The following is a 1,041-nucleotide window of genomic DNA, read 5'->3' on the forward strand; positions in this document are numbered from 1 at the left end:
CACGGGCCGCTGCTCGCAGCCAGCAACCGACTCGATCGCCGAATCCAGCATGGTATTGACGAGTTCGGCATCCGGGCGCGTGCCGATTGACCAGCTCACTACGAGACCGTCGAAGCAGTCGATCACAGGTGACAGATATACCTTGCCGTCCGGGATCTGAAATTCGGTAATGTCGGTGAGCCATTTCTGATTTGGAGCGTCGGCACAGAAGTCACGATTGATGATGTTCTCCGGCGCGGGGCTTATTTCTCCGCGATAGGAGCCGTAGCGACGTCGTCTGGTCGTGGCAGCGGCCAGACCTTCCTGTCGCATCAAACGTCGCACTACCTTCTCCGAGATGAAGATCTGCTGCCTGCCCAATGCCGCGCGGATCCGGCGATATCCATAGCAACGGTGATTGAGTTCGAAGATGTCCGCGATGACGCGACGCGCGCCAGCGTGCCTGTCAGCAACCAACAGACGTGCACGGTGATAGAAGTACGAACTTCGGGCAAGCCCCATGGCGGCTAACAGCTCCGGCAACGCATAGGTCTGTTTCAGGGCATCAACCAGCATCGTCTTCTCCCGGTTGCTCAGGAGTTGCGGGTCGACGCCCATTCCTTTTTTTATCAGTTCGTTCGCCTTCTTCAGGATATCGTGCTCAAGCTGCAACTGCCGGATGTCGCGTCGAAGCGATTCGACCTGTTGTTCCAGTTCCGCACGTTCATGGTCCGGCGCTGGCTGCTTTTTGCGTTTCATCGATGCTGGAACCTCTCGACCGAGTAGCTGGTTCTTCCAGTTATACAGCGTCGGCCTACTCACGCCTGTTCTCTCGGCAACCACGCGTGCGCTTTGCTCTCTGGTGCACAGCTCGATGACCGCCGCCTGCTTCACTTTATGTGATTTTGGAACGCTACCAACTGATCTGCCAACAGTACGTTTTCTGATCCCAGGGCACAGTTCTTCGATCCAGGCTGCAAGCGTCTCGCGACTCGGATAGCCCAAAGCCCTCAAGGTTGCGGCAGCACAGCGGTCATGGCTCAAATAATGATCGACGGCAAC

1 protein-coding gene is annotated in these 1,041 nt (G+C 57.0%); it reads right to left on the bottom strand.

The window, feature by feature from the left end:
* Nucleotides 1-1,041, bottom strand: a 1,041-nt coding sequence (locus VSR82_RS39795; RefSeq protein WP_498858903.1) for an IS3 family transposase, incomplete at both ends; no start/stop codon positions are given.

Source organism: Burkholderia sp. JPY481 (genome assembly GCF_038900515.1).
Taxonomy (GTDB): Bacteria; Pseudomonadota; Gammaproteobacteria; order Burkholderiales; family Burkholderiaceae; genus Paraburkholderia; species Paraburkholderia youngii.